Origin of the sequence: Nesterenkonia marinintestina (assembly GCF_025420485.1) — a bacterium.
Lineage (GTDB): Bacteria > Actinomycetota > Actinomycetes > Actinomycetales > Micrococcaceae > Nesterenkonia > Nesterenkonia marinintestina.
The window spans coordinates 19,050-41,547 of record NZ_JAOEFD010000016.1 but is presented as its reverse complement, the minus strand read 5'-3'; the positions used below and the strand labels follow the sequence as shown (position 1 = coordinate 41,547).

General features: G+C 70.4%; 21 protein-coding genes. 8 read left to right on the top strand and 13 right to left on the bottom strand.

Annotated features, from left to right (window positions below; all coding sequences use genetic code 11):
* The first annotated feature begins 130 nt into the window (after positions 1-130).
* Positions 131-1,006 (top strand): 1,4-dihydroxy-2-naphthoate polyprenyltransferase, encoded by an 876-nt coding sequence (locus N7E59_RS11025; RefSeq protein ID WP_261624990.1) that lies wholly within the window; start codon positions 131-133, stop codon positions 1,004-1,006.
* A gap of 10 nt (positions 1,007-1,016) precedes the next feature.
* Here N7E59_RS11025 and N7E59_RS11020 read toward each other — a convergent pair whose 3' ends face one another.
* On the bottom strand, positions 1,017-1,715 hold the full coding sequence (locus N7E59_RS11020; RefSeq protein ID WP_261624989.1) for a hypothetical protein: 699 nt from the start codon (positions 1,713-1,715) through the stop codon (positions 1,017-1,019).
* Between the two features lie 193 nt (positions 1,716-1,908).
* Positions 1,909-2,565, bottom strand: a complete 657-nt coding sequence (locus tag N7E59_RS11015; RefSeq protein WP_261624988.1) for a PLD nuclease N-terminal domain-containing protein — start codon at positions 2,563-2,565, stop codon at positions 1,909-1,911.
* A gap of 164 nt (positions 2,566-2,729) precedes the next feature.
* Here N7E59_RS11015 and N7E59_RS11010 point away from each other — a divergent pair, with 164 nt between their 5' ends.
* Positions 2,730-3,038, top strand: coding sequence for a DUF4229 domain-containing protein (locus tag N7E59_RS11010; RefSeq protein ID WP_261624987.1), 309 nt, complete (start codon positions 2,730-2,732; stop codon positions 3,036-3,038).
* Positions 3,039-3,062: 24 nt separating this feature from the next.
* Here N7E59_RS11010 and ccsB read toward each other — a convergent pair whose 3' ends face one another.
* From ccsB to N7E59_RS10985, 5 genes are all read right to left on the bottom strand, one after another.
* Complete coding sequence (gene ccsB, locus N7E59_RS11005; protein ID WP_261624986.1) at positions 3,063-4,181, bottom strand: c-type cytochrome biogenesis protein CcsB; 1,119 nt, start codon at positions 4,179-4,181, stop codon at positions 3,063-3,065.
* Positions 4,182-4,196: 15 nt separating this feature from the next.
* Positions 4,197-5,981, bottom strand: coding sequence for a cytochrome c biogenesis protein ResB (gene resB, locus N7E59_RS11000; RefSeq protein WP_261624985.1), 1,785 nt, complete (start codon positions 5,979-5,981; stop codon positions 4,197-4,199).
* Positions 5,981-6,769: a cytochrome c biogenesis CcdA family protein gene (locus N7E59_RS10995; RefSeq protein WP_261624984.1), complete on the bottom strand. Its 789-nt coding sequence runs from the start codon at positions 6,767-6,769 to the stop codon at positions 5,981-5,983. The genes resB and N7E59_RS10995 overlap by 1 nt, the downstream gene beginning before the upstream one ends.
* Entirely contained in the window at positions 6,766-7,395 is a 630-nt protein-coding gene (locus N7E59_RS10990) for a TlpA family protein disulfide reductase (protein ID WP_261624983.1), read from the bottom strand. Before N7E59_RS10990 ends, N7E59_RS10995 begins: the two co-directional genes overlap by 4 nt.
* A 141-nt stretch (positions 7,396-7,536) precedes the next feature.
* The gene (locus tag N7E59_RS10985; protein WP_261624982.1) at positions 7,537-8,253 is read right to left on the bottom strand and encodes a histidine phosphatase family protein; all 717 of its coding nucleotides are present in this window, start codon (positions 8,251-8,253) and stop codon (positions 7,537-7,539) included.
* Positions 8,254-8,420: 167 nt separating this feature from the next.
* Between N7E59_RS10985 and N7E59_RS10980 the strand changes: the two genes are divergently transcribed.
* Positions 8,421-9,344, top strand: a complete 924-nt coding sequence (locus tag N7E59_RS10980; RefSeq protein ID WP_261624981.1) for a hypothetical protein — start codon at positions 8,421-8,423, stop codon at positions 9,342-9,344.
* Between the two features lie 13 nt (positions 9,345-9,357).
* Here N7E59_RS10980 and N7E59_RS10975 read toward each other — a convergent pair whose 3' ends face one another.
* Positions 9,358-9,828: a hypothetical protein gene (locus tag N7E59_RS10975; RefSeq protein WP_261624980.1), complete on the bottom strand. Its 471-nt coding sequence runs from the start codon at positions 9,826-9,828 to the stop codon at positions 9,358-9,360.
* Positions 9,829-9,898: 70 nt separating this feature from the next.
* On the opposite strand from N7E59_RS10975, the gene purN reads away from it, so the two are divergent.
* Together purN and N7E59_RS10965 are read left to right on the top strand one after the other, a co-directional pair.
* Entirely contained in the window at positions 9,899-10,486 is a 588-nt protein-coding gene (purN, locus tag N7E59_RS10970; protein ID WP_261624979.1) for a phosphoribosylglycinamide formyltransferase, read from the top strand.
* A gap of 25 nt (positions 10,487-10,511) precedes the next feature.
* Entirely contained in the window at positions 10,512-11,405 is an 894-nt protein-coding gene (locus N7E59_RS10965) for a DUF4031 domain-containing protein (RefSeq protein ID WP_261624978.1), read from the top strand.
* Positions 11,406-11,425: 20 nt separating this feature from the next.
* On the opposite strand, the gene N7E59_RS10960 is transcribed toward N7E59_RS10965, so the two are convergent.
* Positions 11,426-13,186 carry a cell division protein PerM gene (locus N7E59_RS10960; RefSeq protein WP_261624977.1) on the bottom strand — a complete coding sequence of 587 codons (1,761 nt, stop codon included), beginning with the start codon at positions 13,184-13,186 and terminating at the stop codon, positions 11,426-11,428.
* A 73-nt stretch (positions 13,187-13,259) separates the two neighbouring features.
* A complete protein-coding gene (locus N7E59_RS10955) occupies positions 13,260-14,018 on the bottom strand; it encodes a TSUP family transporter (protein WP_261624976.1) in 759 nt (252 codons plus the stop codon).
* 118 nt (positions 14,019-14,136) lie between these two features.
* Here N7E59_RS10955 and N7E59_RS10950 point away from each other — a divergent pair, with 118 nt between their 5' ends.
* The gene (locus N7E59_RS10950) at positions 14,137-15,633 is read left to right on the top strand and encodes an SLC13 family permease (protein ID WP_261624975.1); all 1,497 of its coding nucleotides are present in this window, start codon (positions 14,137-14,139) and stop codon (positions 15,631-15,633) included.
* Positions 15,634-15,753: 120 nt separating this feature from the next.
* Complete coding sequence (locus N7E59_RS10945; protein ID WP_261624974.1) at positions 15,754-17,004, top strand: glycosyltransferase family 4 protein; 1,251 nt, start codon at positions 15,754-15,756, stop codon at positions 17,002-17,004.
* On the opposite strand, the gene N7E59_RS10940 is transcribed toward N7E59_RS10945, so the two are convergent.
* From N7E59_RS10940 to N7E59_RS10930, 3 genes are all read right to left on the bottom strand, one after another.
* Positions 16,949-18,109, bottom strand: coding sequence for an App1 family protein (locus N7E59_RS10940; RefSeq protein ID WP_261624973.1), 1,161 nt, complete (start codon positions 18,107-18,109; stop codon positions 16,949-16,951). The two genes, N7E59_RS10945 and N7E59_RS10940, sit on opposite strands and share 56 nt — an antisense overlap.
* A gap of 158 nt (positions 18,110-18,267) precedes the next feature.
* On the bottom strand, positions 18,268-20,022 hold the full coding sequence (locus N7E59_RS10935; protein WP_261624972.1) for a thiamine pyrophosphate-binding protein: 1,755 nt from the start codon (positions 20,020-20,022) through the stop codon (positions 18,268-18,270).
* On the bottom strand, positions 20,019-20,642 hold the full coding sequence (locus tag N7E59_RS10930; RefSeq protein ID WP_261624971.1) for a helix-turn-helix domain-containing protein: 624 nt from the start codon (positions 20,640-20,642) through the stop codon (positions 20,019-20,021). The genes N7E59_RS10935 and N7E59_RS10930 overlap by 4 nt, the downstream gene beginning before the upstream one ends.
* Before the next feature lie 153 nt (positions 20,643-20,795).
* On the opposite strand from N7E59_RS10930, the gene N7E59_RS10925 reads away from it, so the two are divergent.
* Positions 20,796-22,412 carry a sodium:solute symporter gene (locus tag N7E59_RS10925; RefSeq protein ID WP_261624970.1) on the top strand — a complete coding sequence of 539 codons (1,617 nt, stop codon included), beginning with the start codon at positions 20,796-20,798 and terminating at the stop codon, positions 22,410-22,412.
* Positions 22,413-22,498 lie beyond the last annotated feature (86 nt).

Below are 22,498 nucleotides of genomic sequence, written 5' to 3'. Positions count from 1 at the left end.
ACCTGTGGCCGGGTGAACCCCTGCACCGGTGATTTCGCGTCCCACACGCGGTCGGCTACCGTCGGGATTCAGCACTCAGCACAGGGCGGAGGCAGCACCGGGCGAGGGACCGGTGCGGGAGGGGAGGCCAGTGGCCAGCACGCAGCAGTGGGTCGCCGGAGCGCGGCCCCGCACCCTCCCCATGGCTGTGGCCCCGGTGGTCATCGGTTCCTCCGCCGCCGCATCCATGGCCGCCTTCGACCCCGGCATCGCCCTGCTGGCCGCGCTCGTGGCACTGGCCCTGCAGGTGGGCGTCAACTACGCCAACGACTACTCCGACGGGGTCCGCGGCACCGACGACGACCGGGTCGGTCCCATGCGTCTGACCGGCTCCGGCGCGGCCGAACCGGGACAGGTGAAGGCCGCCGCGTTCGGGTGCTTCGGCATCGCCGGCATGGCCGGGGTGCTGATCGTCCTGCTGTCCGGGCACTGGTGGATGCTGATCGTCGGCGCGGTCTCCGTGCTGGCCGCGTGGTGGTACACCGGCGGTTCGAAGCCCTACGGGTACATGGGCCTCGGCGAGGTCATGGTGTTCGTCTTCTTCGGTCTGGTGGCCACACTGGGCACCACCTACGCCATGGCCGACCAGCTATCCCAGGGGACCTGGCTGGGCGCCATCAGCCACGGACTCATCGCCTCGGCGCTGCTGATGGCCAACAACGTCCGTGACATCCCCACCGACCGCGCCGCAGGCAAGATCACCCTGGCTGTGAGACTGGGCGAACGCAGCGCACGGCTGAGCTACGTGGGGATGATCCTCGGGGCCGTGGCTCTGCCGCTGCTGATGCTGCACATCAGCCCGTGGTTCCTGCTGTCGCTGGCCTCGGTGGTCTTCTGCCTGGGCCCCAGCCGCATCATGCTCTCCGCGCACCACCGCGGGCCGGCGCTGATCCGGGTCCTGCAGCTGACCGGGATCCTCTCACTGGTGTTCGCGGCCACCTACTCGGTCGCGCTGCTCCTCTCCTGAGCCGGCGGGGTCAGCGCGTGACGGTCCTGGTGAATCCGGTGGTCGTGTTCGTGGCCGGGACGACGACGCGGTAGGTCCGCGAGCTCTTCTGGTTGAGCACCACGTTCGCCCGGCCGTTGACGAGGCTGACGGTGCTCACGGTGCGCCACCCGGAGGCGGTCTGCACCTGCACGGTCGCCTTCGGGCTGTAGTTCCGGTAGGCGTAGGCGTTGGTCGAATAGCGCTGGGCCGAGACGTTCAGCGTGACCCGGCCGCCGCTGCGGCTGGAGCTGACCGATCCCTTGGAGTGGGCGCGCACGTAGAAGCTGCCGGCCGTCCTGTCCGTGCGGATGACGTCGCGGTCCCGCCAGTTCTTCGCGAAGGCATCGACGTCCGAGGGGCCGAGGGTGTACCGGCCGAGCCCGTCGATGCTCGGGCAGATCAGCACCCGGTTCGTGCGCGTGTTCCCGCCGGAGTAGTAGAAGGCGGAGGTCTTCAGCGATCCGGCGCGTCGGACGTCGGTCTCGACGCTCCACGTCCCGATGCCGCGCTTGGAGTGGGCCATCGTCACGGTGGTGCGCTGGCAGTTGCCGTCCTTGACGACGATGTCGGGTGCGCTGACCCGGGTGACGTCGAAGGATGTGGTGGCGGCGGCGGCCCCCGGGGCGCCGGCGAGCACCAGCCCCAGGGACGTGGCGGATATCAGGGCGATGCGCAGGAGCTTCTTCACGGTGTGTCCTCATCAGGATCAGGGCGACGCGGCGCGCGTCAGTCAGCGGCCGTGTCCGGAGACGGGGGATGCCCTGAGTCAGGCGAGGAGTACGAGGTGTGGTCCGGGCAGCTGCTGGTGAGGAGATTCTCAGGTGACGCTGAGCCAAGCATACGGCGATCCGGGCGTCTGTCCAGAGATGCGGGGCGTGGCCTCAGCGGGGGCGGTCGGTGCCGGTGCCGCCGTCGTCGAGCCGGGGGTCGTCGGGATCAAGCTCTTCGTCCGGGTCGACGTCGTCGCGGTGCCCCGGCCGCGGGGGCGGCGGGGAGTCGGGCCACGAGTCGGGTGAGGCCGGCGCAGGGTCGGCGTCGTGGGGCCCACCGTCGCGGGGCTCAGCCTCGGGAGTCTCCGCGTGGGAGGACTCATCATCGTCGGACTCGGCCGGGTCGCCCGAGGGTTCGGCCTCAGGTTCGGCCTCGGCTTCGGAGCCTTCGATCTCGGGCGCCTCCCCCTCGGAGGAGTCGGCGTCCGGGTGCTGCGCCCCGGTCGCACCACGGGCGTCCTCGGAACCCCTGCGGCGCTCATCCTCCTGGCGCTGCCGCTGACGACGCTGGATCTCCAGGCCGCGGAGGAAGTTCGGGTCGTCGTCGGGCGCGGCGGGACGGTGCCGTCCGGCCTGCCCGGACTCTTTCCGCGCACGACCGAAGGCCAGCCACAGTCCGGCACCGATGAGCGGCACCAGCAGGATCACCGCGAACCACGACCACTTGCCGAGCACGCGCACCCGCTCCCGCGGAGTCTGCAGGCATTCGACGGCGCTGTAGATCATGAGACCCAGCGCCACGATGCCCAGCGGAATGATGATCCTCATACCCACAAGGGTAGTAGAAACGGGCTGACCGGGATGTTCGGCGTCCCGCCGGTGACGCAGCCCGAGCAGACGGCCCAGGACGGCCGGACGACGACGTCGCCGCAGGTCACGGGGCCGACGTCGCATCGCTCCGACGGGGACCTCGGACGACCTACAATCGAGGGATGGCCGTGCTGAAGTACACCCTGATCCGCCTCGCCACCTTCTGCCTGCTCTTCGCCGCGTGTCTGCTCATGGGGCTGGGCATGCTGATGGGGCTGATCGTCGGTCTCATCGGCTCATGGGCGGTCGGCTATCTGTTCTTCAACCGTCTGCGGCTCGAGGCCGGCGCACAGCTGGCCGACCGCTTCGGTGCGACCGAGCGCCGCCGCTCCTCCGCCGAGGCCTCGGACAACGAGGCGGAGGACGCCCTGGCCGAGGAGTTCCACCAGGGGACTCAGACCGGCGACGGGCAGGACCCGACCCGCGCCTGAGACCGGCAGGCCCTCAGCCGTGGGTCACTCCGGAAGACCGGCGTAGGAGTGCAGACCGGGGAAGTAGACGTTGACCACGGCGTAGTTGAAGATGATGCACCCGTAGCCGATGATCGACAGCCAGGCCGCCCGGTTGCCCGACCAGCCGCGGGTCGCCCGGGCGTGCAGGTATCCGGCGTAGACGACCCAGATGACGAACGTCCACACCTCCTTGACGTCCCACCCCCAGTAGCGGCCCCAGGCCTCCTCGGCCCAGATCGCCCCGGTGATCAGCGGGCCGAGCATCCACAGCACGAAAGCCACCGCATTCATCCGGTAGGCCCAGTTCTCCAGGGCCATCGACGAGGGCACCAGACGCATGAACGCCGCGCGGGCCAGCCGCGTCCTGCGACCGGCGTCGAGGGCGTCCTCCCGGCGGCTCTGCATCAGCTGCAGGACGTTCATGGCGAAGGTCAGGGTGAACAGGCTGATCGCCAGCACCGCCAGGGTGACGTGGATGGCGATCCAGTAGGACTGCAGCGCCGGCTGCACGTGGGCCACAGGTGTGGGGAAGCCCATCTGTGCCGCGGTCGTCATCACCACCACGAGCCCCAGGGCGAAGGTCCCGAGGAACCGCACGTCCTTGCGCAGCAGCACCAGCAGGAACACGGTGGCGACGATGGCCGCGCCGGTGGTCAGGAACTCGTACATGTTGGCCACCGGCACCCGGTGGGAGGCGAGCCCGCGGGCGACGACGGCGAACCAGTGGGAGAGCGCCGCGATCACGGTCAGGGCGACGGCGACGTTGGCGATGGGGCGCTTCAGTCCCACATAGTCCATGTCCTCGTCGACGAGGTCCTCGGCCGAGGCGATCCCCGCGGTCCCGTCCCCGGGGACGCCTGCGTCACCGAGGCGTCCCCCCGCGTCGGCCGACTCCGAGGCGTCGGCGACGCCGGTCCCGGCATGGGCGAGCTGCCGCTCCGCGCGGACCGACTCCCGCCGCTCGGCGTGCTCCTGGGCCAGCTCCGCCTCCAGCCGGCGGATCGTGGCCGAGCTGCGCGCCATGTCGACGGCGAAGGCGATGAACGCAGCGGTGTAGATGATCGCTGCGGTCCACATGAACAGGTCGCTGTACTCAGCGAGCTCCTGGTCGATCGGTGACATCCTGGGGGTTCCTCGTCAGTCGTCGCGGTCGGTCGGGCGGGCGTTCGGGCGGTCCGTCGGGCGGTCCGTCGGGCGGTCGTGCAGAGAGGCGTCCGGCTCATCGTCCTCGGCCTCGGGGGCGCGCACCGGCCAGATCTTCTCCATCTGGCGCCTCAGCGCGATGTTCTCGTCGCGCAGCCGGAAGTCCTCTCCGCGGGCGAGCAGTCCGTAGGACACCAGTGTGCGCCCCTGCTCGGTGGTTGTCACCGTGACCCACGCGCGGCGGCGGCGCAGGAACAGCGAGACCACCAGTCCGCTCAGGGCCAGCAGCGAGAAGCCGAGCACGTAGAGCTGAGCAGGGTTGTAGTGGATGTCCATGGCGATGTAGTCGATGGTGCCCTCGTAGGAGATGGACCCCATGTCCTCGGGCAGGTCGTAGGTCTCTCCGGGGGAGAGCTCGATGCCTCCGGCCTCCAGCTCGCGGGAGTTCAGTGCGGTGAGGTCGTCGGTGTCCAGGACGTAGACGTTCTGCGGCTCACCCTCGTCGAGTCCGAGGTCCCCGTGGTAGGAGTTCAGCTGCAGCTCCGGGTTGCCCAGCTCGGGGTCCACCGAGATCGCCGCGCCGGTGTCGCCGTCGTGGGCGGTGGGCAGCAGGAGTCCGACGAAGCCGAGCTGCTCGGGCTGGGCGTCGGGGACCTTGAGCACCATCATCGAGGTGTAGACCTGGTCGTCGGGACGGGTGACCACCGGCCCGGAGAAGGCGACCTCGCCGTCGCCGTCGCGGACGGTGACCTCCGGGGCGTACCCGTTGCCGACCAGGAACACCCGGGTCCCGCCGATGGTGAGCGGATCGTTGACCTTCAGCTGCTCCTGCTGCGGCTCCCCCTCGACGCCGTCGCGGACGGTGACGTCGGCGGTGAAGTCCAGGGCCTGGCCGAAGTGGGTGGCCGACTCGCGGTCGAAGACCCGCTCGAATCCGTCCAGCTGCACGGAGAACGGGTGCAGGTCCTCTTCGTCGAAGTAGGTGCCCGGGTAGAAGTTGTCATAGGCGACGAGCGCGTTGACGAAGCCCTCGTCCTCCATGAGGACCTTCTGCCCGCGGTAGCTGAAGACCGAGCCCAGGGCCACGCAGATCAGCACTCCGACCAGCGCGATGTGGAAGACCAGGTTCCCGGTCTCCTTCAGGTAGCCGCGCTCGGCGCCCACGGAGGCCGGCACGTCGCGGCCGCGGGAGTCGGTGGCGGCCGGACGCACGTCCACCCGGTACCGACGTCGGCGCAGCACCCCGGCCGCGTCCTGCAGCGCCTGCTCGGCGTCGGGGCCGTCGGCCTCGAGCTCCAGGGCGCCGTATTCGGGCAGCCGCTCCAGCCGCCGCGGGGTCCGCGGAGGCCGCGTGCGCATCTGCTGCCAGTGCTTGCGCGCCCGGGGCACGATGCAGCCGATCAGGGAGATGAACAGCAACAGGTAGATCGCGGAGAACCAGACCGACGAATAGACGTCGAAGAGTTGGAAGAAGTCGAGGACGGGCCCGACGGTGGGGTTGTCCTCGATCCACGTCTCCACGGCGAAGGCGTCCTGCACCCGCTGCGGGAAGATCGATCCGGGCACCGCGGCCACCGCCAGCAGCAGCAGGAGGAACAGCGCGGTGCGCATGGAGGTCAGCTGCGTCCACGCCCAGCGGAGCATGCCGACGAATCCCAGCTGCGGCAGCGTCGCCTCACGCCGGGGGCGGGTTCCGGCCTCCTCGGCCGGAGGCTCCCCGGTGGCGCGGCGCACGGCGTCCTCGCGCGCGTTGTCTCGGTGTGCGGACGGTTCTCTCATCAGATCGGCATCCTCACCTCGTTGGCGAACCAGTCCTGCAGCGCGTACACCCAGGTGTTCCACACCCCGGTGAGCATGAGCAGGCCGACCAGGATCAGCACCCCGCCGCCGGCGCGCATCACGGCCACGCGGTGCCGGCGGAAGAATGACATGGCCCGCATCCCCCTCGTCAGGCCGAGGCTGATCAGGATGAACGGTATGCCCAGGCCCAGGCAGTAGACGAACATGAGCAGGGCGCCGCGGGCGGGGTCTCCCCCGGCCGGAGTCGAGATGGCCAGCACCGCGGCGAGGGTGGGGCCGATGCAGGGGGCCCAGCCGATGCCGAAGGTGGCGCCGAGCAGGGGTGCGCCGAGCAGCCCGTCCGGCGGACGGCGGTCGATCCGGCGCTCACGCTGGAGGACGCCGAACGCGCCCATGAAGATCAGCCCCATCAGCACCACCAGGACGCCGAGCCCCTGGGTCAGCCATCGGCCGTCGACGCGCAGCCACAGGGTGGCCTGGCTGAAGAGCACGCCGATCGCGACGAAGATCACCGAGAACCCGAGGACGAACAGCCCCGCGCCGAGGACCATCCGTGAACGCCGCCGGTCCGCCAGGTCCACGCCGGAGAGCCCGGTGACGTAGCCGAGGTAGCCGGGTACCAGCGGCAGCACGCAGGGAGAGAGGAAGGAGACGAGGCCGGCGAGCAGGGCGACGGGCGCGGAGAGCAGCAGCGACCCGTCGAAGACGATCTCGGCGAAACGGTTGTTCGTCACCGATGCGACGGTGAGCCCGGCCTCGAGGCTCATCCGTCCTGGTCCCCCTCCTGGTCCTCCTCCAGAGCGGTGTCGATGAGGGTGCGCAGGGTGCCCGGCTCGGCCACGCCGAGGATGCGTGCCGAGACCCGTCCCTCCTGGTCGAGGACGAGGGTGGTGGGCACCGCCGACGGCGGCACGTAGTCGGTCATGGCGAGCATGACGTCGCCGTCGCGGTCCTCCATGGAGGGGTAGGCGATGTCGAAGCGACGCTCGAAGGCCTCCGCGGTGGCCTGGGTGTCACGGGTGTTGACCCCGTAGAACTGCACGCCGTCGTCCTCGTACTCCTGGTGGATCTCGGCGAGGTCGGGGGCCTCGACGCGGCAGGGTGCGCAGGCGGCGTACCAGAAGTTGAGGACGGCGACGTCGCCCTCCCAGCTGCTGCGGTCCACCGTGCCGCCGTCGAAGAGTGTGGAGCTGAAGTCGACGGGGTCTCCGCGGTCCTCCGCGTCGTACTCCTGGACGGAGCCGTCCCCTGCGACGTAGTTGGTGCCGTCGTTCGAGGCGCGTTCGGCCAGCTGGTCGTTCTCCTCGGAACCGCAGGCGGTCAGCGCCAGGGCACCGATGAGCAGGCCGGCGGCGGCGCCGCGCAGGGTGCGGCGTTCCTGTCTGGACGTCATGGAGGAGATCTTCCTGGGTCGGGGCGGGGACGGCGGAGGGCCGGAACCCATCCGCCGATTCTACAGTCCGTAGTAGTCGGTCGGACCTGGATGAAGCCCGAATCCGAGGGCGGTCGGCTGGGCGACGTCTGCGGCGGCGCCTCAGGCGCCCGGCAGGGCGACGGCGTCCTTGAGGAGTTCCCGGTTGGGCTCCTCATAGGAGACCGACTCGACGCCTTCGGGCCCGATGTGAAGGGATGTGACGGAGGTCAGCGAGCACTCGCGGCTGCGCGGATCGTGCCACAGCGGCCGCTCCTCCGCCCACAGCCGAGTGACCCAGATCGGCAGCTGGTGGGAGACCACCACGACCTCGGCGCCGTCGCCGTGGTCCTCGACCGCACGGTCCGAGAGGTCCTTCGCCGCCGCGAGCATCCGGTTCACCTGCTCGGCGTACGGCTCTCCCCAGGAGGGCCGCATCGGGTTGCGCAGCCAGGGCCAGATGCGCGGGTCCCTCAGGTGGGAGCGGATGTCGGACATGCCCTCGAACCGGTTCTCGGCCTCGATCACGCGCGGTTCGAGGGTCACCGGCATCCCGAGCCGCTTCGCCAGCGGAGCGACGGTCTCCTGGGCACGCTGCAGGGGCGAGGACACCAGCATGCGGATCGGGCGACCGGCCTCGGCGCGGGAGCCGAAGTGCTCGGCGACGCCGGCGGCCATGCGGTGCCCCAGATCGGAGAGCCCGAATCCCGGCAGGCGTCCGTAGAGGACGCGATCGGGATTGTGGACCTCGCCGTGACGGACGAAGTGCACGACGGAGGTGCCGGCACGCTGCGATCCGGCTCGGGGCCCGGAGCGGTCTGAGGGTTCTTCGGTGGACATGGCTCCAGTGTCTCAGACGTGCCTCAGGCGCAGCTCCCCCGGATCCTGCGCCTCCGGTCGGCGGACCCGGACGGAAGGTGCTGCGGCCGGGATGACGACGACGTCGGTCCGCGGCGATACTGTGGCCGAGGACGATCACTCACTCTGCGTGGAAGGGGACCAGTGCGATGAGCACACCGGAGGACCGCGGGGCCACCCCGGGGCGGCCGCACGAGCCGGGACCGGAGGGGCAGAACCCCGGCGGAGGGCAGTCGTACGGGCAGAACCCATACGGGCAGAACCCCTACGGGCAGAACCACTACGGCCAGAACCACTACGGCCAGAACCACTACGGCCAGAGCCCCTACGGTCAGAACTCGTTCGGGCAGAGTCACTACACCCAGAATCCCTACGGTCAGGCTCAGCCCGGACAGTACCCCTATGGGGCGGGCCCCCAGTCGGCCGGCGCCGGACCCGGGCCGACCGGAGGCACGGGCCGTCCGGCGGCCCTGCGCGTCAGCCGCATCATCCAGCTGATCGTCGCCGGTCTCGTGCTGATCCTCGGCGTGATCTCGGGGATCATGATCTTCGGCGCAGACCTCACCCAGCTCGTCCCCGCCGAGCAGCTCGCCGCCCAGAACATCAGCCCGTCGGACTACGACCTGGTGATCGCCATCACAGGGGTCCTGGTCATCGTCGGCTCGATCGTGCTCTCGGCCCTGTACGTCGTCTTCGGACTCCTCGGCACGCGAGGAGGACCGGTCGGGCGGATCCTCGACACGGTCTTCCTGGGACTCAGCGTCCTCGCCGTCCTGCTGGGGCTGATCAACATCCTGCTCATCACGCTGCCCAGCATCGCCGCCCTGGTGCTGCTGTGGCTGCCGGCGAGCAGCGACTACATCCGCCGGCGGAGCTCGCCCGGACCGGCCGCGCAGTCCGGCCCGCCGGGACCACAGGGCTTCGGCGGCCCCTACTCTCCTCCGCAGCACCAGGCACCGGGCGGACCACGTCCCCCCTCGGGGCAGCCAGGGCAGCCGGGTCAGCCGGGGCAGCCGGGGCAGCCGGGTCAGCCCGGACTCTACGGCCCTCCGCCCGGTCCGCCGCAGCCCTGAGCCGGACCGCGGCTCAGCGCATCCCGGGGAACAGCCCGGTCATATCGTCTTCGAGCTCCGAATAGCACTGCATCTCCGAGCGCTCCGTCAGAGCCCCGTCCACGCATTCGTCGAAGGTCGCGGTGGCCTGCCAGAAGACGGTCTGGACCGTGGCCGTCATGGTGAACATCCCGCAGCACAGGACGGCGGCGATGGCGCTGATGTGCATGAGTGCGGGCAGCCGGCGACGGAAGCACTGCACGAGGAAGAGCACTCCGCCGACCAGTCCCACCAGTCCGGCCGCCAGGGCGAGCAGCCGGTACGGCAGCGGCAGCTGCAGGCCGATGTAGCTGACGATGATCGCCAGGAGCAGCCAACCGGTGGTCCGGGCGCAGCGGCGGAACTCCTCGGGCTCGAGCTCCTGGGTCCGCCGGTTACGTCGCCCGGGGCGCTTCGGTGACGCACCCCGCGTCTGAGGGGGCCCGGCGGGCGGAGTCGTACTCATGGATCACCACCCTACGCGGAGCGGGCTCCGCGCCCCAGGTGGGGCTCGGCCCGGCAGTAGGCTGGTCCTCATGCGCATCGTGGTCCTGGTCTCCGGTTCGGGGACGAATCTGCAGGCGGTGATCGAGGCGGCCGCGTCGCCCGACGCCCCGTTCCGCCTGACGGCCGTCGGCTCCGACGTCCCCGGATGCGGCGGTCTGGCACGTGCTGAGCAGGCCGGGATCCCCACCTTCGTCGTCCCGCTCGACTCCGGCGCCGATCGGCAGGCGTGGAATGCCGACCTGGCCGAGGGCGTCCGGGACGCCGCCCCGGATGTGGTGGTCTCCAGCGGTTTCATGAAGATCCTCGGACAGGAGTTCCTGGACGCCGTCGGCGTGCCGGTGCTGAACACCCACCCGGCCCTGCTGCCGAGCTTCCCCGGCGCACACGCCGTCCGCGACGCCCTGGCCCACGGTGTCCGCATCTCCGGGGCCACCCTCCACGTCGTCGACGCCGGCGTCGACACCGGACCGATCATCGAACAGGTCGCGGTCCGAGTCCGACCCGACGACGACGAGGCGGCCCTGCACGAGCGCATCAAGGTCGAGGAGCGTCGCATGCTCGTCGACGGCCTGACCGACCTGGCGCAGGGACGTCTGGCCCTGCCCGCCGGAGCCTGAGCGGCGACCGGCAGGACGATCCCCGATGACGATCTACATCGATCCGCCGATCTGGCCGGCCCACGGCACCGTGTTCTCCCATGTGATCTCGGACTCCTCGCTCGAGGAGCTGCACCGCTTCGCCGAGGGCTGCGGGGTCAGCGACCGGGCGTTCGACCGCGACCACTACGACGTCCCGGCCCACCGCTACGACGCCCTGGTGGCCCGGGGTGCGGTGCCGGTGAGCGGACGGGACCTGGCCCGGATCCTCTCCGGGTGCGGACTGCGGGTCCGAGGGATCGAACGGACCGAGCGGGTGCGCCGGAACCTGCGGCGGGCCTGGGGGCGACTCATGCCCCAGGCCCCCGGGCTCGGCGATCAGCTGCTCCAGAGGTGGTCCGCACCGCACCGCAGCTACCACTCCCCCACGCATCTGGCCGCCGTGCTGCGCACCGTAGGAGTCCTGGAGCGCGCCGGCGAGCTGCCGACCGAGCTGCGTCGTCGGACGCTGCTGGCGGCCTGGTACCACGACGCGGTGTATGACGGCGTCGCCGGGGAGGACGAGGAGGCCTCGGCCGAGCTGGCGGAGGAGCAGCTCGACGGGCTGGTGACGGATGCGGAGGTCGCCGAGGTGGGACGTCTGGTGCGGCTGACGGCCACCCATACCCCGGAGGACTCCGACGTCGGCGGTGCGGTGCTGACCGACGCGGACTTGGAGGTGCTGGGCCGGGATGAGACCGGGTACCTGCGCTACACCGAACAGGTCCGTCACGACTACGCCCATGTGCCCGACGACGCGTTCGCCGCGGGGCGTGCCGAGGTGCTGCGAGGCCTGTTGGAGCACCCGCCGCTGTACCGGACCGTGACCGGCCGGAGACTGTGGGAGGCACAGGCGCGGGCCAACCTCGAGGCCGAGGTCCGCCGACTCACCGGCGGCTGAGGAACGGCCGACTGGGGCGTTCAGCGTCGACGCGGGCGGGGCACCGAACGTGGGCGGACCGGGCCGACCGGGATCACCTCGGCCGCGCTGGCGGGCGCCGACCTGGGCCCCGCGGAGGAGCGCGGCCTCGGAGCCGGGCCGGCAGGCGCCGCAGCTGCTGCGCCCCCGGTCGAGTCCTCGGGCGGCTCGTCTCGCGGCTCCTCTGTCGACGTCTCTGTCGGCTCTTCGGGCGTCACCGCTGAGGACGCCGATGCACCGGTCTCGACGTCGGGCGAGGGCTCGGACTGAGGGGGACCGGCGGAGGCGGTGAGCGACTCCCCGTCGTGCGCGGCCGAGACCTCGGTCTCGGCGATCTCCTCGGACCCCCCGTCCGCCGACGGGGACTCCGGTCCCGACGGCTCGTCGGCGGGTCGGCTGCGCCGTGTGCGGCGGACCTGATGGGCGGCGGGCGTCACCAGGTACCCCACCATCGTGCCCACGGCCACCCAGACCCCCAGCATCCCGGCGGCGATCAGCGCATGCGGACCCAGGTCCGTCATCCGCCCCATCCCCAACGAGATGTGGGACAGCGCGAGGGGAGCCGCGATCACCACCGCCGCGGCGAGGCCGGTGAACAGGCCCAGCAGCAGGGTCGACAGCGCGAGGGACACAGGACGCAGCGGGATCCGGAGCGAGAACCAGTCGTCGAGGTGGTTCTCCCCCTCCCGCACGAGCCACCATCCGGCGACCGCACCGGCCAGAACAGGCAGCAGCACGACCAGCAGCGACCACGGACCCGCCCCCGCGGGCAGCGCACCCAGGATGGGGGCGGCGGGCATGGGCCCGACCTCCACCGCGTGGGGAGCCACGACCGTCCCGGTCCCCATCGAGAAACCGGCCCCGGTCGAGTAGGCCAGCGTCCACAGGATCAGGTTCGGCAGCAGGGCCAGGTGGAGCAGCGTCAGCCCGACCACGCCCCACACTCCGGGGTCCAGCTGCTGGAACATGTTGGCGATGTCCATCCACCGCAGCCCGATCTGCACCGCGAGCAGGCCCGAGGCCAGCACGACGGCGGCGACGGCGGCCACCGCCCCGGCCCGACAGACCGCCCAGGCGTAGGAGCCGGCCCACCGCATCGACTGCGACCACCGCTCCACCCGGCCTTCGACGTCGACACCGATCAGCCGCTCCCAGGACCGCGCCTCGGAATAGGCTCCGGCCAGTCCGCCGACGGTGACCAGCAGCAGGCCGCACAGCAGGGTCAGCGGCCACTGCACGTCGAATGCGGAGGTCCGTGCCAGGGCGCCGATCGCGGCGGACAGTCCCGCGTAGGTCAGGACCAGGGTCACCAGGCCCTGCCACAGCTGTCCGGAGTAGGCGCCGCGGGCCAACCGCGCACCCGAGCGTCGGGCCAGCAGCAGCGGGATCAGGGCGAGGCCCATGGGAAGCATCTGGAACCACCCGCCCTCGGGCAGCTCGACGCCCTCTCCCAGGGCCCCGGCATCCACAGTGACGTTGAGGATCACCGGGGCCCCGTGCATCACCGACCACAGCTGGGCCGAGAGCGTGGCGACGAAGCCGGCGTCCACCGCGACGAAGCCGTCGGCCAACGCCATCGCGATGATCGGCAGCAGCACCGCGAGCGCGGTGACCAGGGCGATCTGCACCGCTTCGACGATGCCCAGCAGCCACAGCGGGGGCGCGGGCAGACGGGTCAGCCGCCTCACGCGCGCCATGCGGGAGGAGCTCCCGCCGCGGGTGTCGGTGCGCGCAGCGGTGCCGTCGTCGTCGGTGGTGGTCATCGCCCTCCATGGTGCCAGCCACGGCTGGGAATGCTGAGCCGACCGTCCGGCTCGGGTCGAACTGGGCCGCAGATCACCCGAGCATCTGCCGCACCCCGGTGAACAGTGCGAGCAGGGAGCCGAGAAGGGCGAGCCCGATGACGAAGCGCCGCATCGCGTCCTCGCTGACGCGGTGCTGGACGGACTCGCCGAGGGCGAGCCCCGCACCGATGGCCACCAGGCACGCGGCCCACACCCACCAGGCCAGATCCGGCATCTGGCCGTCGTCCATGGCCCACTTGCTGAAGAAGGAGACGAACGAGATGAGGATCCACAGCGGCTGCAGGGTGGCCACCATCTTCAGGATCGACCACCGGGAGAGCACCGCATAGACGGTGACGGCCGGGCCCCCGACCCCGCCGAGCACCGTTCCGGCCCCGGCGCCGATCCCGGTCAGGACCTGCGCGGTGCGGGAGTCGTCGCCGACGACGGCCTGGATGCGGTTCAGCACCACCGAGACGATCACGCTGATGAGCACCAGTACGGCGACCACGACGTAGAGGGGCCCCGAGGGCGAGATCACCGAGACCCAGGCCGCGGCGGGCATGATCGCCACGGCGGCCAGCCCGATCCATGCGACCTTGCGCCATTCGATGTCTCGCCAGATCCTCGGGAGCATCAGCAGGGGTGTGGCGCCGCCGAGGAAGTTCACCAGCATGACACCTTCGTGGGCACCGATCATGATGACGGCGAAGGGCGCCATGATCATCCCCAGCCCCAGGCCCACGACGCGCTGGATCATCGCACAGACGAGCACGAGAAGGACGATCCCGATGCCCACCGCAGTACCCATCCCGCAATCTTGGCACACCGCTGGGACCCCTCCGGTCCTCGGCGCTCCGAGACCTCCCCGCCCGAACGGCGGCGTCGACCCTTGTCGCCGCGCAATGTGACCTGGAACACTATGATCTGTGGCGTCTGATGAGGGGAAAGAGGGGAGACAGGACACCGCGGAGACGGAGGAGTCGTCGCGGGGCATCATCACGCGGGGCCGCATCGGACTCGTCCTCGGCCCGACGCTCTTCGCCGTCTTCCTCTGGATCCCGCAGATCACCGATCTGGACCACGCCCCGCGGGCCGTTCTCGCCGTCACACTCTGGGTGGCCACCTGGTGGATCACCGAGGCCATGCCGATCCCGGCCACGTCGCTGCTGCCGGTCATCCTGCTGCCGCTGACCGGCGGCACCGACGAGGAGACCGCGACGATGGCGTACGCGGATCCCATCGTCTTCATGTACCTGGGCGGCTTCACCATCGCCCTGGCCATCCAACGCTGGGATCTGCACCGACGGATCGCCATGACCATCATCCGGATGGTCGGCACCGGCGGGTCGAGGATCATGCTGGGCATCATCCTGGCGTGTGCGTTCCTGTCCATGTGGATCTCCAACGCCGCCACCGCCCTGATGATGCTGCCCATCGCCCTGGCACTGGTCGAAGAGGTCAAGGAGCGCCAGCTCTACGACGAGGAGTCGTTCCGGCGGTTCTCCAAGGGCCTGCTGCTCTCGGTGGCCTATGCCTCGACCATCGGCGGGCTGGCCACGCTGATCGGATCCGTGCCCAACGCCGTGTTCGCCGCCCAGGCCGGCATCCTGCTCGACGCCGAGGTCACCTTCGCGTCCTGGATGCTGTTCGCCGGTCCCATGACGCTCCTCATGCTCGCCGCGCTCTACCTGTTGTTCTCCAAGGTGCTGTTCCGGGTCACTATGCAGACCGAGACTCCTCCGGACTTCGCCAAGGAGGAGCTGCGCAAGCTCGGGGCGATGTCCTATGAGGAGAAGGTGGTCCTGACGATCTTCGCCGCGGTGGGCACCCTGTGGATCTCCAGCGGGTTCCTGCCCGATGCGGTGCCCCTGACCGACACGACGATCTCGATGGTCGGTGCCGTGCTGATGTTCCTGGTGCCCGCCCGGCAGCAGAAGGGCGGACTGCTGGTCTGGAAGGACCTCGCGGACCTGCCGTGGGGGATCCTGCTGCTCTTCGGCGGCGGCCTCTCACTGGCCGCCGCATTCGAAGACTCGGAGCTGACCCCCTGGTTCGGAGAGCTGATGGAGCAGCTCGAGGTGCTGCCCTACGCACTGATCATCATCGCCGTGGCCGCCATCGTGCTGTTCATGACCGAGGTCATGTCCAACACAGCGGTGTCCAACATGCTGATCCCCGTGGCCGCAGGCATGGCGCTGGGGATGGGGGTCGATCCGTTCGCCATCATGGCCCTGGTCGCCATGACGTCGAGCTGCGCCTTCATGCTGCCGATCTCCACACCGCCCAACGCCGCAGTCTTCAGCTCCGGCTACATCACCATGGACGACATGGTGAAGGCCGGCATCTGGATGAACATCGTCGCGATCACCCTGACCTCGGTGTTCATCCTGTTCTGGCAGCCGGTGGTGCTCGCCGGACCGTGAGGCTCCGCCGCGGAAGCAGGACCCGCCTCCCGGGGCGTGATCGGAGATTTCTGCGAGGGTTCACCGTGAGGTCACGGCGTCGTGACGCCCGTGGCACCTGGCCCCGCCACTGTGGTGCACATGAAGGTCGTCATCGTCGCGGAGTCGTTCCTGCCCCACATGAACGGAGTGACGAACTCCGTCCTGCATGTGCTGAGCCACCTGCGCCGACGCGGGGATGAGGTCACGATCATCGCCCCCTCGGCCTCCTTCGCAGGAGCCGACGTCACCGCCGAGATCGACGAGGACGGTGTGGAGCGCTGCGAGGGCTTCCCCGTGATGCGGTTGCCCAGCCTCCCCTTCCCGGACTACCCCAAGGTGCGGGTCGCCGCGGGGACCGTGGCCCGGATCCGCGGGATCCTCGACGACATCCGGCCCGACGTCGTCCACGTCGCCTCTCCGTTCGTCCTGGGGTGGCGGGCGATCCAGGCGGCCCGATCCCTGGGGCTGCCCACGGTGTCGATCTACCAGACCGAGGTGCCCACCTACGCCGCCCGATACCGACTGCCGTGGGCGGAGGAGCTGCTGTGGCAGCACGTGGACAGGATGCACACCACCTCCACTCTGACTCTGGTGCCCTCGTCGTTCTGCAAGGACCAGCTGCGCCGCCGCGGGATCCGGCGGCTGAAGACCTGGCGCCGCGGCGTCGACGCCGACAGGTTCTCTCCGGATCGCCGTGACGAGGCGCTGCGCGCCGAGCTCGCGCCGAACGGTGAGCGGCTGATCGGCTTCGTGGGACGCCTGGCCGCGGAGAAGCAGGTCCAGGACCTGGCCGCGCTCGAGGGCATCCCGAACTCGCGTCTGGTCATCATCGGCAATGGGCCGGCCGAGGCTCAGCTGCGCCGGGCACTGCCGAACGCCCACTTCGCCGGTTTCCGCTCCGGCGACGACCTGGGGCGCCACGTGGCCAGCCTGGACCTGTTCGTGCACCCGGGCGAGGCCGAGACGTTCTGCCAGACCATCCAGGAGGCCATGGTCGCGGCGGTGCCGGTGGTCGCCGTCGGACGCGGCGGACCGCTGGACCTGGTGGACTCCGGGCGCACCGGATGGCTGTACACCCCCGGCGACCTCGACGGGATGCGCGCGGCGGCCGCCCACCTGATCGGCGACGACGAGGCCCGCGCCCGGTTCGCCCACCAGGCCTGGGAGTCGGTGCAGGGCCGCAGCTGGGAGTCGATCTGCAACCAGCTCATCGGCCACTACGCCCGGGCCGTCGAGGCCAACGAGCGTCTGCTGCGGATGCAGGCCAAGTCCTACCTGGCCCAGCAGAGTCGGCTCACCGGACGGGGTCGTCCTCATCCTCGAGCAGGCCGTGGTCGACGAGGCTGGTGACGATGTCCCTCCCGTCGGGACCGTAGATCCAGGGGATGCGGCGGCCCCCGGCCTGCTGCCAGCCTCCGTGGTGGAGGCGGACCTCGCCGTCCTCCTCAGCGGCCATGACCGCCTCGATCTGGGGATCTGAGGCGCGACCACCGGCCAGCACCGCCTCGGAGTAGGTCAGCTGCCGGATGATGACGACCTTCACCTTCTCCGGGTGCCGATGCGCGAAGTCCGCGTAGATCGCCGGGTCGTGCTGGCCGTCGTCGCCGATCAGGATCCACTGCATGTCCGGGAAGTCCTGGGCCAGGCGCTCCAGCTGCTCCTCCTTGTGCTCGCGGCCCGAGCGGAACCACCTGTCGTCGGTGGGCCCCCAGTCGGTGAGCAGCAGGGGCCCGTGGGGGTAGAGGTTGCGGGTGAGGAACCGGGTCAGGGTCTGGGCGACGTTCCAGGCACCGGTGGAGATGTAGAGCACGGGTGCGCCCGGGAACCGGTTCAGCAGGCGCTCCATCATCACCGCGATGCCGGGTGTGGGGGTGCGCGCGTGCTCGTCCAGGACGAAGGAGTTCCATGCGGCGAGGAACGGCCGCGGCAGCTTGGTGACCACCACCGTGTCGTCGATGTCGCAGACGATGCCGGTGCGGGTGTCCTCGGCGATCACGAAGACGTCGGCGGTGGTGGGGTCCGAGCCGGGCGCCTCGAGGGTCACCGTGTGGTGGCCGGGAGGGAGGTCCACCTCCAGCACGGCGTCGACGACGCCGCCGCGGTCGGCGACGACGTCGTAGCTCCTGCCGCCGATGCGCACGGTGATCTCGGCGAACGGGACCGGCGCGGAGACGAAGTTCCTCCAACCACGGACGCCGTCGGCGATCATCTTCGCCACACGGCGACCGTTGATGAAGTGGGAGTCCGGGGCCATCACGATCCGGGAGAACACCCGCACCCACCGACCGGTGCCGTACCCGGAGAGGGAGAGGATCGTCACGTGCTGGCCGCGGCGCCGGGCGACGTCCAGTCGGAACCGGTGCCAGCGGTCCTCCGCCCGCATCGCGACGTTCCTGCCGTCGTCGGAGTAGTGACGGGCGGCGGCTTCGAGGTCCTGGGCTACGGCGTCGGTCACCGGACCATCGTCTCACGAGCGGCGCCGCCACCATGACCTGGGCCACACTGGGGGTCCGGGTCGCATGCCGTCACCGTCCCCCTCGCCCTTCCCCGCACCCCTGTCCCACTCCCTCCCTCCACGGTGACTCTGGAGTTCGTGCGGACGGGATTCGGCGGTCAGGTCTCGAGGTGGCTGGGCGCCCACATCTTCAGCACCGTGCGGACCACGACGACGTTCGGGCCCTCGGCGCTCAGCGCCCTCCGCAGCGCGGGGCCCACCTCGTCGGCCGAGTCGACCTGCTCCGCAGGCACGCCGAACGATTCGGCGAGCGCCGCGAAGTCCGGGCGGCTCAGCTCCGTGGCTGTCGCCGCGCCGAACTCCGCCTGCATGTAGTCCCGCAGGATGCCGTAGCCGCCGTCGTCCACGATCAGCCATGTCACCGGGACGTCGTGCTGTCGGGCGGAGGCCAGCTCGGGGATCGAGTACATCGCCGAACCGTCGCCCGAGACCGCCAGGACGCGTGGGGTGTGCGGCTCGCCGTCCGCCGGAAGGCTCCCGGCCCGCCCGCTTCCGGTCCGCTCAGCGTGGACCAGCCCGACGGCCCCGCCCAGCGCCGCGCCGAACGCGTGGCCGATCCCGCCGGCTCCCTGGGCCGAGTGGAACTCTCCGGTGCGGGCGTCCCAGCAGTTCCAGGCCCAATAGGCGGCGATGGTCATGTCCCAAAAGGTCTGCATCCCGTCGGGGACCGCATCGCGCACCTCGTCCATGAACCGCCGCTCCGCCGCGAGGTCCTGAGCATCGAGCCGCGCAACCACCCGTGCGTCTGCCTCCTGCACGACGTCGTCGGGGCTGCGCCCGTGCCAGTCCGCGCCGGTCGCGCCCTGGGGCAGGATCCGAGCGACCTCCTCGTCGACCGCCTCGAGGACCGCGCCGGCGTCGGCGCAGATCCCCAGTCCCGGATGGTTGGACTCCAGGACCCGAGGTTCGGCGTCGATCTGGATGATCCGGCCCCGCGGAGTCAGGGTGTAGTAGTTGCTGGTGACCTCGCCCAGCGACGAGCCGACGACGAGCAGGGTCTCGGCGTCTTCGAGCACCTCCGAGACCGCCCGGTCCTCGACCCAGCCGCCCAGGGAGAGCGGATGGTTCCGGGGGAACGCGGAGTTGCCGCCGGGCGAGCAGACCACGGGAGCCCGGAGCCTCTCCGCGAGGCTCCTCAGCGACTCACGTGCGGCCTGACCGGACCGGCGGACTCCCCCTCCGGCGACCACGGCGACCCGGGAGGATCCGGCCAGCTGCTCGGCGGCCGCGGCGACCACGGCGGGGTCGGGCGCCGAGGTCGGCTCCGCCGGCGCTCCGTCGCCGCTCGCGGCTCCGTCCGAGGCCGGAGTCGACGTCGGTTCGAGCAGGACGTCCTGCGGCACCTCCACCCACACCGGGCCCTGGGGCGCTGCGGTCGCCTCCCGCCAGGCCCGCTTCAGGACCCCGGGGACGGAGGAGGTGCTGAGCACCGTGTGCTGGGCCTTGGTGACGCTGCGCGCGGCCCCGGCCTGATCGTCGAGCTCGTGGAGCATGCCTCGTCGTCGCCCTCCCAGGCCCGAGCGCGGGATCTGCGAGGAGACCACCACCATCGGCACACAGGTGGAGTAGGCCTCCTGCAGGCCCGCCAGCGAGGTCAGCGCCCCCGGACCGGTGGAGAGCAGGAGCACCCCCACCTCGCCGGTCGCACGGGAGAATCCGTCTGCGGCGAAGGCGGCGTTGTTCTCCACCCGGCTGGAGACGAAGCGCAGGTCGGAGCGGGAGAGGGCGTCGAAGAGGCCGAGCGCGTGCTGTCCCGGAATCCCGAAGACCGTTGTCGCCCCCAGCTGCTCCAGCGTCTCGACGACCAGGTCGCCTCCGGTGCGCGGACGCACCTCCTCGTGCTGTGCGTTCATGCTCGGCCCTCATCTCCTCGACGCGTGGTATCCAACGGCAGGGTCGACGACGAGCGCCGCCCCACCAGTATCCAGTGCACGATCGCCTCCTCGTCACCCGGGTTCTCCCAGGTGTGGGGCTCGGTGCCGGGGAAGGTGACGGTGTCACCGGCCTGCAGGGCGTACTCGCCGTGCTCGGTCTTCAGCACGAAGGATCCGCTGATGACGTGCAGCGCCTCGACCTCGCAGTCCATGGTGTACATGTCGGACTCGCCGACGCCTCCGGGGGCGACGACCGCCCGGACCAGCTGGAGGTCGTGCTGCCCGGGCGGGGACAGCAGCCGGTCGGTGATGCCGTCGCCTCCGAGGCTGATCATCGGCGCCTCGGACAGGCTCACCTTCGTGGGCTCCGGGGTGTCCAGCACCTCACCGGGGCTGACCCGCAGCACCTGGCAGATCGACACCAGGGAGGCCACCGACGGGCTGGTGAGGTCCCGCTCCACCCGGGAGAGGAAGCCTTTGCTCAGGCCGGCATAGTCGGCGAGCTGCTCGACGGTCAGCCGTCGACGCTCCCGCAGCGACCGCAGCCTCCGACCGAGCGCGGCGGGCGCCGGACGGCGCATCTCCGGAACCGACTTCATCGCACACCCTCCTGACCTCGTCCGACAGAGCAGCTGTTGCCCCACAGGCAACTTCGGTTTACCGTATACCTGCCAGCTGTGATTGACAACACAGAGCAGCAGGCGTCAAGCGATCCCCGGGAGGCCGACCTCCCGAGAAGAGAGGGGACTTCCATGGAGACGCTCAACGTGATCATCATCGTCGTATATCTGGCGGCGATGCTCCTGTTCGGCTGGTGGGGTCGGATGCGGACCAAGAACTCCTCCGACTACCTGGTCGCAGGTCGGCGCCTCGGACCGCTGCTCTACACCGGCACGATGTCGGCGCTGGTGCTCGGCGGCGCATCGACCATCGGCGGCGTCGGCCTGGGCTACACCTTCGGCATCTCCGGGGTCTGGCTGGTCACCGCCATCGGCGTGGGCGTGATCATCCTCAGCCTGGCCTTCGCGCCCGCCCTCCAGCGGCTGAAGATCTACACCGTCTCGCAGATGCTCACCCTGCGATACGGCTCAGAGGCCACGAAGGTCTCCTCGATCGTCATGCTCGGCTACACACTGATGCTCGCGGCCACCTCCACGGGCGCATACGCCTCGATCTTCGTGGTCCTGTTCGGCTGGGACCGGTGGCTGTCCATCCTGATCGGCGGCGGGATCGTCCTGATCTACGCCGTGGTCGGAGGCATGTGGTCCATCACCCTGGCGGACATGGTGCAGTTCGTGATCATGACCGTCGGCCTGTTCCTGCTGATGCTGCCGTTCTCGCTGTCCCAGGCCGGCGGCTGGTCCGGGCTGCAGGACCGACTCGGCTCCGAGTTCTTCGACATCGGCGGCATGGGTCTGCAGTCGATCATCACCTACTTCGTGATCTACACCTTGGGCATGCTGATCGGTCAGGACATCTGGCAGCGCATCTTCACCGCCCGCTCTCCGACCACGGCGCGCTGGGGCGGAGCAGCCTCGGGCGTCTACACGGCGCTGTACGGTCTGGCCGGAGCGATCATCGGGATGGCCGCGGCCGTGGTGCTGCCGGGCATCGAGAACCAGGACGACGTCTTCGCGGCCGTGACCACCGAGATCCTTCCGATGGGCATCGGCGGCATCGCCATGGCCGCCGCCGTGGCCGCCATGATGTCGACTGCGTCCGGTGCGCTAATCGCCTCGGCGACGGTGGCCCGGGCCGACGTGGTGCCCCTGGTCCGGGGCATCATCGCCGGACGCGGGCCCAAGCGCCTCGACGCCCGGGAGACCGCGGCCGGGGCGGAGCGGCAGGCCGGGCAGGACGAGGCGGTGACCACCTCCGACGACGTCGACCGGTTCGAACGCGACATCGCCTCGAACCGGTGGTGGGTGCTGTGCGCGGGCGTCGTCGTGCTCGCGCTGGCGATCCTCGTCCCCGACGTGGTCGCCGCACTGACCATCGCCTACGGCATCCTGGTCGGCGGCCTGCTCGTCGCGATCCTGGGCGGACTGCTCTGGAAGCGCGGCACGGGCACGGCGGCCGCCTGGTCGATGGGTGTGGGCGCGACGGTCACCCTGGGCACGATGGTGGTCCTGGAGATGCAGGCCGAGGACCGGTTCGCCGGGATCTACGCGAATGAGCCGATCTACTACGGACTGCTCGGCTCGGCGGTGGTCTACGTCGTGGTCAGCCTGGTGACCCCGCGCACAGACCCGAAGGTGCTCACCGCCTGGCAGCACCGGACGATCTACGGGGCCGAGACCGACTTCGTGCCCGGTTCCACGGTCAGCGACGCGGTGGTCGACGCCGGCACCGACCGCTCTCCACGGTGACTCTGGAGTTCGTGCGGCTCTGAGGCCGAAGACCGCCCGAAAGCAGCATGAACGCCAGAGTCATCGAGAGGGGACGCATAGGGTGG

Coding starts and splice junctions, on each gene's coding strand:
- N7E59_RS10965 (WP_261624978.1), top strand. CDS start 10,512: ATGACGATCTACATCGATCCGCCGATCTGGCCGGCCCACGGCACCGTG.
- ccsB (WP_261624986.1), bottom strand. CDS start 4,181: ATGTCACCGATCGACCAGGAGCTCGCTGAGTACAGCGACCTGTTCATG.
- N7E59_RS10935 (WP_261624972.1), bottom strand. CDS start 20,022: ATGAACGCACAGCACGAGGAGGTGCGTCCGCGCACCGGAGGCGACCTG.
- purN (WP_261624979.1), top strand. CDS start 9,899: ATGCGCATCGTGGTCCTGGTCTCCGGTTCGGGGACGAATCTGCAGGCG.
- N7E59_RS10945 (WP_261624974.1), top strand. CDS start 15,754: ATGAAGGTCGTCATCGTCGCGGAGTCGTTCCTGCCCCACATGAACGGA.
- N7E59_RS10975 (WP_261624980.1), bottom strand. CDS start 9,828: ATGAGTACGACTCCGCCCGCCGGGCCCCCTCAGACGCGGGGTGCGTCA.
- N7E59_RS10985 (WP_261624982.1), bottom strand. CDS start 8,253: ATGTCCACCGAAGAACCCTCAGACCGCTCCGGGCCCCGAGCCGGATCG.
- resB (WP_261624985.1), bottom strand. CDS start 5,981: ATGAGAGAACCGTCCGCACACCGAGACAACGCGCGCGAGGACGCCGTG.
- N7E59_RS10995 (WP_261624984.1), bottom strand. CDS start 6,769: ATGAGCCTCGAGGCCGGGCTCACCGTCGCATCGGTGACGAACAACCGT.
- N7E59_RS10930 (WP_261624971.1), bottom strand. CDS start 20,642: ATGAAGTCGGTTCCGGAGATGCGCCGTCCGGCGCCCGCCGCGCTCGGT.
- N7E59_RS10955 (WP_261624976.1), bottom strand. CDS start 14,018: ATGGGTACTGCGGTGGGCATCGGGATCGTCCTTCTCGTGCTCGTCTGT.
- N7E59_RS10990 (WP_261624983.1), bottom strand. CDS start 7,395: ATGACGTCCAGACAGGAACGCCGCACCCTGCGCGGCGCCGCCGCCGGC.
- N7E59_RS11015 (WP_261624988.1), bottom strand. CDS start 2,565: ATGAGGATCATCATTCCGCTGGGCATCGTGGCGCTGGGTCTCATGATC.
- N7E59_RS10925 (WP_261624970.1), top strand. CDS start 20,796: ATGGAGACGCTCAACGTGATCATCATCGTCGTATATCTGGCGGCGATG.
- N7E59_RS10980 (WP_261624981.1), top strand. CDS start 8,421: ATGAGCACACCGGAGGACCGCGGGGCCACCCCGGGGCGGCCGCACGAG.
- N7E59_RS11010 (WP_261624987.1), top strand. CDS start 2,730: ATGGCCGTGCTGAAGTACACCCTGATCCGCCTCGCCACCTTCTGCCTG.
- N7E59_RS10960 (WP_261624977.1), bottom strand. CDS start 13,186: ATGACCACCACCGACGACGACGGCACCGCTGCGCGCACCGACACCCGC.